This window comes from Acidimicrobiales bacterium (assembly GCA_036273495.1).
GTDB lineage: Bacteria > Actinomycetota > Acidimicrobiia > Acidimicrobiales > JAJPHE01 > DASSEU01.
This window is the reverse complement of sequence record DASUHN010000292.1, coordinates 19,531-27,052: the sequence shown is the minus strand read 5'-3', so window position 1 is coordinate 27,052 and position 7,522 is coordinate 19,531. Positions and strand designations below refer to the sequence as shown.

General features: G+C 72.9%; 7 protein-coding genes. 5 read left to right on the top strand and 2 right to left on the bottom strand.

The window, feature by feature from the left end; genetic code table 11:
• Positions 1 to 397 (top strand): hypothetical protein (locus tag VFW24_12520; GenBank protein ID HEX5267588.1); only part of this gene is annotated, 397 nt, incomplete at its 5' end.
• Positions 398 to 401: 4 nt separating this feature from the next.
• A complete protein-coding gene (locus tag VFW24_12515) occupies positions 402 to 1,067 on the top strand; it encodes a transglutaminase-like domain-containing protein (protein HEX5267587.1) in 666 nt (221 codons plus the stop codon).
• On the opposite strand, the gene VFW24_12510 is transcribed toward VFW24_12515, so the two are convergent.
• On the bottom strand, positions 1,060 to 3,312 hold the full coding sequence (locus VFW24_12510; GenBank protein ID HEX5267586.1) for a CoA transferase: 2,253 nt from the start codon (positions 3,310 to 3,312) through the stop codon (positions 1,060 to 1,062). The genes VFW24_12515 and VFW24_12510 overlap by 8 nt on opposite strands.
• Entirely contained in the window at positions 3,305 to 3,598 is a 294-nt protein-coding gene (locus tag VFW24_12505; GenBank protein ID HEX5267585.1) for a hypothetical protein, read from the bottom strand. Before VFW24_12505 ends, VFW24_12510 begins: the two co-directional genes overlap by 8 nt.
• Before the next feature lie 32 nt (positions 3,599 to 3,630).
• Here VFW24_12505 and VFW24_12500 point away from each other — a divergent pair, with 32 nt between their 5' ends.
• From VFW24_12500 to VFW24_12490, 3 genes are all read left to right on the top strand, one after another.
• Positions 3,631 to 3,999, top strand: a complete 369-nt coding sequence (locus VFW24_12500) for a VOC family protein (GenBank protein ID HEX5267584.1) — start codon at positions 3,631 to 3,633, stop codon at positions 3,997 to 3,999.
• Positions 3,996 to 4,577: an FKBP-type peptidyl-prolyl cis-trans isomerase gene (locus tag VFW24_12495; GenBank protein ID HEX5267583.1), complete on the top strand. Its 582-nt coding sequence runs from the start codon at positions 3,996 to 3,998 to the stop codon at positions 4,575 to 4,577. The genes VFW24_12500 and VFW24_12495 overlap by 4 nt, the downstream gene beginning before the upstream one ends.
• A gap of 224 nt (positions 4,578 to 4,801) precedes the next feature.
• Positions 4,802 to 7,387 carry an EAL domain-containing protein gene (locus tag VFW24_12490; protein HEX5267582.1) on the top strand — a complete coding sequence of 862 codons (2,586 nt, stop codon included), beginning with the start codon at positions 4,802 to 4,804 and terminating at the stop codon, positions 7,385 to 7,387.
• Positions 7,388 to 7,522: the final 135 nt, after the last annotated feature.

Genomic DNA, 7,522 nt, shown 5'->3' with positions numbered 1-7,522 from the left:
TGACGGGGGCGGGTACTGGTTGGTCGGCGCCGACGGCGGCGTGTTCAGCTTCGGGGACGCCCAGTTCGAGGGCTCGGCCTACACCGCCACCCCGGTCACCGGTCCACTGGCCGGGCGGCTGGCGACCCCGATCGTCGGGATGGCGCCGACCGCCGACGGCCACGGCTACTGGCTCGTGGCGTCCGGAGGCGGGGTGTTCACCTTCGGGCGGGCCCCGTACCTCGGGTCGATGGGCGGGCGGCGCCTGTCCGGTCCGGTCGTTGCCGTCACCCCCACCCGGGATCACGCGGGCTACTGGCTGGTGGGCTCCGACGGCGGGGTCTTCACCTTCGGTAACGCCGTGTTCCGCGGCGCCGGTCCGCCCGGAGGATCGCCGGCCGTGGCCCTGAGCCGCTGAGCCGATGTCCGGCGAAGGGCGGGACCCGACATCACGATTCGCCCAGCTGGTCTCGGGTCGGGACGAGGAGCTGCGCCTCGACGAAGCCTGTCTTCTCGTGTGCGCCCACGCCGAACCCGGCCTCGACATCGGGCGCAGTCTGGACGAGCTCGACGGGATGGCGGCGGGGATCGACTCCTTCTCCGCCTGGCACACCCGGCTGTTCACCGACCTCGGCCTGACCGGGGACGCCGAGGACTATCACGCCGTCGAGAACTCCCGACTGGACCGGGTCATCGAGCGGCGCCGGGGCATGCCGATCACGCTGGCCGTCGTCGGCATGGAGGTGGCCCGGCGCGCCGGCGTCCCGATGGCCGGGGTCGGGATGCCCGGGCACTTTCTCCTGCGCCACACCGGGGATCCGGGCTGGTTCGTGGACGCCTTCGCCGGCGGGAAGCTGCTCGACGCGGCCGGTTGTGAAGCCCTGTTCCGTAGGATCGCCGACCCCGACATGCGGTTCCCGCCCGACTACCTGCAGCCGGTCACCAACCGCCAGATCGTGGCCCGCATCCTCGCCAACCTCCGCTACACGTACTCGGTGGCCGGGGACCGCGCCAACCTGTCATGGGTGCTCGGGCTCCAGCTGCTGATGCCGGACTCGGGTGTGACCGAGCGAGCCCGGTTCAACTGACGGTCGCCTGCTTCACGACTCCGGCGGCGAGGAGGGCGTCGATCTCACCCGGGGAGAGACCGGCGGCGCTGAGCACCTCCACCGTGTGTCTGCCCAACGCCGGCGCCGTCAGCACCGCCGTGCGCGGGGTGCGGCTCATGTGCACGTGGCGTCCGGTCGTCCACCACCCGGCCCGGTCGGGACGCGGGTCCGGCTGCAGCATGCCGTAGGAGACGAGCGCATCGTCCCCGGCCAGCTCCGCCGTCCTCCGGGCCGGAGCGGCGGGGATCCCGCGCTCGGTCAGCCAGCGGCACGCGGTGTCGCGGGTCATCGATGCCAAGGCGTCGGACATGCCGGCGAAGAGCCCGCTTGCGTTCCCGCGGGCGTGCACCCGCACCCATCCGTCGGCCACCTCGACGAACCGGTCGGCCGGCGCCGGGCCGCGGTGGTCGCGGCCCCCGACGGGAGACGCGGGGCGGCCGGGGAAGCGAACGAGCTCGCCCGCCTGCAGGAGCGTCGCCATGGCCGCCAGCGAGGTCCACACCCGCTGACCCCCGCCGTGCCGGGTCCGGTGGTGCAGGGCCAGGCACGCGGCCAGGGCAGACGTGGCCGCCGCCGCCACATCGTTGACCGGGATGGTGAAGAAGACCGGCTCGTCGTCTCCCCCCTGGGCCGCCATCATCCCGCTCATCGCCTGCAGGACGGGGTCGAAGCCCGCCTCCCGGCCGAGAGGCCCGCCCGGCCCGAAGCCGGTGATGCTGATGGCGATCACGCCGGGGTTCACGGCGCGCAACGCGTCGTAGCCGATACCCAGCCTCTCGAGAACCCCCGGCCGGTAGTTGTCGATCACGACGTCGGCGCCGGCCACCAGGCGTAGAAAGGTGGCCCGTCCCCGCTCGTCGGCCAGGTTCACGGCCACGCTGCGCTGGCCCTTGTTGTAGGCGGCAAAGCCCGGTCCGCGGAAGCTGTCCCCGCTCAGCGGCTCGATCTTCACCACGTCGGCCCCCAGCTCGGCGAGGAGGGAGGCGGCAAAGGGTCCGGCGATGATGGCCCCGAGGTCCAACACGACCACGCCGGCCAGGGGCCCGTCCGGCCGGGCGTCCGCCCCCGTGTCCGCGGCCCCGAGCGGGCCGGCTCCGGGCTCCGGCGAGGCCGGCCGGGGGGCAGCCGCTGGGCCCTCTGATGGCCCGGGCGGAGGAGGCGCCGCTCCTCCCACCCACCCCGGCGCGGCGGTCAGGGTCAGCGGCACGCCCGGCATGGCGACGGGGCCCAGCACCGGGTCGTCGACCTCGACCCGCATCCCGGTGGCGGCCAGCTGGGGGTGGTCGAGCCAGTCGGCGCGCGAGAGCACCGGCCCCACCGGGCAGCCCGCCCGGGCCAGGATCTCGAGCCACTCGGCGCGGGGCCGGGCCCGGAACGCCCCGGCCAGCCGGGCCGTCACCCACGGGGCGTGCTCGGGGGTGAGCATGGCGCCCCGCGGGTTGGCGCCGAGGCGGGGGTCGGTGAGCAGGTCGGGGACCCCGAGGGCCTCGAAGGCGCAGGCGGTGAAGCGGGGGATCAGGGCGGCGAGGAAGAGCCACTCCCCGTCCCCGCACTGGTAGAGCCGGTAGTAGGGCACCGGGCCCGCGGGGCCGGTCGGGGCCGGCGCCGCCGCTGAGGCGTCGAAGGTGAGGGCGCCGGCGGCGGCCACCATGACCCCGTGGACCCCCGCCACGGTCACGACCTGGCCGCACCCCGACCGCTCGCGCTCGTGGAGCGCCGAAACGGCGGCGGCGGCCGCCCAGATGCCCTGGACGGTCACCAGGTGGGGGTAGACGTCGTCGACGGGACCGCCGCCCGAGGAGAACTGGCGCATGGCCGTGCCCGTGAGGGCGCCGAGGAGGGCGTCGGACTCGCCCCCGCCGGCCCACGGGGCGTCGTCGGTGTACGGCGGGGTGTGCAGGTAGACCAGGCGGGGATGCCGCCCCGCCACTGCCGCCGGCTCGAGCGGCGTGCCGGCCAGACGGCCCGTCGGGGCGCTGACGATGCAGAGGTCGGCGCCGGCGAGGAGGGCCGCCACCCCGTCCGGCCCGGTCACCGCCACGCCCCGCTTGCCCCGGTTCCAGACGTGGAAGCCCGGGTCGGCCCGGGCGGGGTCCCCGCCGGACGGCTCGGCCTTCACCACCTCGGCGCCGTGATCGGCCAGCAGCATCCCGGCCAGCGGACCGGCCACGCCGCTGGCCCACTCGACCACCAGCAGCCCGGCCAGCGCCGCGCCCTCAGTCAAGGGTGAGATAGCGCCCGAAGCGGAGAGTGCCGGTGTCGAGGTACGACCGGAACCGCTGGGCCACCGGGGCGGTGGTCGTCACCTGGTGGTAGGCCTCGGCCTGCTCGGGGGACCCCCACAGGGTGACGACGGCCCACTCCCCGTCGGCGCTGCGGGCCGTGGTCCGCCGGATGAAGCCGGCCTGGTTCGGGATCAGCTCGGTCTGCACCGCCCGGTCGGCGGCGAGGAAGTCCTCCTCGTCGGCGCCGGGCACCAGCCGGAAGGTGAGGGTCTCGACGACGGACATCGGCCCAGTCTTCACCGCCTATCGTCCCGGCGATGGCACCGGACACCAAGACACCCGACTGGCCCCGGCCCGTCGTCCACTGGGAGATCGAGGCCCGGGAGCCCGACCGGCTGCGCGACTTCTACGGCCGGATGTTCAACTGGGGCATCGGTACGGGCCCGATCATGGAGATCCCCGCCGGTATCGGCGGCCCCGAGCCCGGCCCCGCCGGCCACCTCCGCCAGGGCCAGCGGAGCGGGATCACCCTGTACATCCAGGTCCGGGACCTGCGCGAGTCGCTGACCCGGGCCGCCGAGCTGGGAGGAACCGTGGTAGCCGAGCCTTTCGACCTGCCCAACACGCCGACCCTGGCGGCCATCACCGACCCGGAGGGCAATCCCGTGATGCTGGTGCAGGCATGAGATCGCTGGCGGCAACGGCCCTCGGCCTGGTGGCGGCCGGCACCCTGGCGGCGGGGTGCGGGAGCAGCGGGTCCGCCTCGGGCGGCGCGACCACGACCACCTCGGGCGCCACGACCACCTCGGGCGCCACCTCGACCAGCGGGAGCACCCCGGCCACCGCGGCCGTCACGCTGGTCACGAGCGGCCTGCCCGCAGTCAGCAACGCCAAGAACATGAGCTCCGCCCCGGCGCTGTCGGCCGGGAGCGCGCCCGCCCCCACCACCCTCGAGGCCGAGGACCTCGTGGTCGGGACGGGAACGGCCGCGACCGACGGCGCGACCGTGAAGGTCCAGTACCTCGGCGCCAACTACGCCGACGGGAAGGCCTTCGACTCCTCCTGGTCGCGGGGCCAGCCCGCCACGTTCCCCCTGTCGGGGGTGATTCCCGGCTTCAAGGACGCCATCATCGGGATGAAGATCGGCGGCCGGCGCGAGGTCGTGATCCCCCCGGCCCAGGGCTACGGACCGCAGGGCCAGCCCCCCACGATCCAGCCCAACGAGACCCTGGTCTTCGTGATCGACCTCCTGGGCGTGCAATAGGGCCGCAGCAGGGCGAAGTTCCCGTATTCGTCCCAACCCGTCTCAAACCCCATCCGTCTCTCAAGTCGGCCATCGCCGCGTGCCGATGAGATCAGGACGCGAGCGCCACTGGCGCGCCATGCGCTCGGGCACACATGGCTATCGGGACGAGAGAGATGACACCACAAGGGCTTCGCCGGTGGGGATCGCCTCGCGCGCGCGTCTTCGCTCTCTCCGGCGCCCTGGTGGTCATCGGCGCCCTGGCCCTGCTCGGGGCGTCGGCCAACCAGACCCCCCTGCACTCCCCGCTGACGGTGCCGTGGTGGGCCTTCGTGCCGGCGTTCATGCTCACCGAGGCCCTGCTGTTCCACCTCGAGATCAGGGACGAGGCCCACTCGTTCAGCCTGAGCGAGCTGCCGCTGGTGATCGGCTTCTTCTTCGCGGCCCCGTGGGCCATCGTCCTGGGCCGGGTTCTCGGGGAGCTCCTCTACCTGACGATCGTCCGCCGCCAGGCCCTCCTCAAGCTGACCTTCAACCTGGCCATGCACATGGGCGAGGTCTCGCTGGCCGTGCTCGTGTTCCACCTCCTGTCGAACGGCGTTACCCCGCTGGACCCGATGAGCTGGGTGGCGGTCGTCGTCGGCGTCGTCACCGCCGACCTGATCAGCATGACGGCCGTCACCGCCGCCATCCGCTGGCACGGGGGCCAGGCCAAGCTGACCTCGGTCATGGTGACCGGAGGCCTCACCGCCGCCGCCAACATCAGCCTGTCGATCCTGGCCGCCGTGATCCTGTGGGTGAGCCCGTGGGCCATGGCGCTCTTCGCCCTGGTGGCGATGATGGTGGCGCTCGGCTACCGCGGCTACGCCGCCCTGTCCCAGCGCTATTCGAGCCTCCAGCTGCTGTACGACTTCACCCGGATGGTCGGGGCGGCGGTCCGGGCCGAGGCGGTCATGGACGAGGTGCTGGCCGAGGCCCGCAAGCTCCTCCGCGCCGCACGCGCCGAGGTGGTGCTGGTCGACCGGGCCACCGGGGCGGCGGGCCACCGGCTGCGCAACGAGGAGCAGGCCGACCGGGCGAACGGATCCGCCGAGGCGCCCCTGCCCGGTGAGCTGCTCACCGACGAGGGGTCGGGGCTCGAGGGCCAGTGGGTCTGGCGGGAGGTCGTCGAGAACGGCCGTCCCGTCGTCATCGCCCGCACCACCCGGGACCGGCGGAAGCTGGACTACCTCGAGAAGCTGGGGGTGAGGGACTGCATCGCCGCCCCCCTCCGGGCCGAGGACGGGGTGGTCGGCATCATCATGGTCTCGGACCGCCTCGGCGAGGTCAGCACCTTCGACGACGAGGACCTCCAGCTGTTCGCCACCCTGGCCAACCACGCCAGCGTGGCCTTCGAGAACGGCCGTCTGGTCGAGCAGCTGCGCCGCGAGGCCGACGAGCGGCGTCACGAGGCGCTGCACGACCCGCTCACCGGCCTGCCGAACCGCACCCTGTTCATCCAGCGGGTGGCCGAGGCGACGCGCCCGGCCCCGGCCGGCGAGGAGGAGCTGGCGGCGGCGGTGATGCTGATGGACCTCGACCGCTTCAAGGAGGTCAACGATACCCTCGGCCATCACAACGGGGACCTGCTCCTCCGCGAGGTCGCGGTGCGACTCACCCAGGTGCTGCGCCGGCGTGACACCGTGGCCCGGCTCGGAGGCGACGAGTTTGCCGTGCTGCTTCCGGACCTGGGCTCGGTCGACGAGGCCACCCAGACCGCGCTCCGCATAGCCGAGGCCCTCCGGCGTCCGTTCACGGTCGACGAGCTGTCCCTGGACGTGGGCGTGAGTATCGGCATCGCCATCTATCCCGAGCACGGTGACGACGCCTCCACCCTGCTGCAGCGGGCCGACGTGGCCATGTACGAGGCCAAGGCGGGCAGGGACGCGGTGGCCCTGTACTCACCCGAGCGGGACAACTACAGCCCCAAGCGGCTGGCTCTGGCCGCCGAGCTGCGCAGCTTCGTCGAGCGGGGCGAGCTCCTCGTGTACCACCAGCCCAAGGCCCGCCTGTCGGACGGCGTCGTGACCGGTACCGAGGCCCTGGTGCGGTGGCGCCATCCCGAGCACGGCCTGTTGGGTCCGGACGAGTTCATCCCCATGGCCGAGCACAGCGGCCTCATCTCCGCTTTGACCACCCACGTGTTGCGGGTGGCGCTGGCCCAGTGCCGGGAGTGGAACGACCGCGGCCACGCCATCGGCGTCTCGGTCAACCTGGCCGTCCGCAGCCTCCTCGACTCCGAGCTTCCGACCGACATCGAGGCGCTGCTGGCCCAGGTGGGCCTCACCCCGGACCACCTCACCCTGGAGATCACCGAGTCCGGGGTCATGGCTGACCCGTCGCGCACCATCAAGGTGCTCGAGCGGCTGTCGGCCATCGGCGTGAAGCTGTCGGTGGACGACTTCGGAACCGGGTACTCCTCTCTCTCCTACCTGCAGCGGCTACCCGTGCAGGAGGTGAAGATCGACCGCTCGTTCGTGTTCCGGATGGCAACCGACGCCAACGACGCCACGATCGTGCAGTCGATCATCGAGCTCGGCCACAACCTCGGCCTGTGCACGGTCGCCGAAGGAGTCGAGGACCAGATGGTCTGGGACCGCCTACGCGCCATGGGCTGCGACGAGGCTCAGGGTTACTACCTGAGCAAGCCCGTGCCCGCATCCGCGGTGACCCGCTGGCTCGACGAGCGCAAGGCCATGGCCGGCCCCGCTCTCTCGACCCCGAAGGGACGGGCCGGCGGTGGGGCGCGCAACGGCCACGAGCGCGGCCTCGAGGTCACCGTCGCCAATTAGTCCTCCAGTCCGGAGCGCATTCAGCCGAACACGCTAAGTGGCGGAGTGCCTTTGGTGGCACCCCGCCAGCGGCGGCCAGCGCAGGCTACTTGGAGGGACCGTGGAGGATTCGGGCAGCACACAGAAAGCCAACCG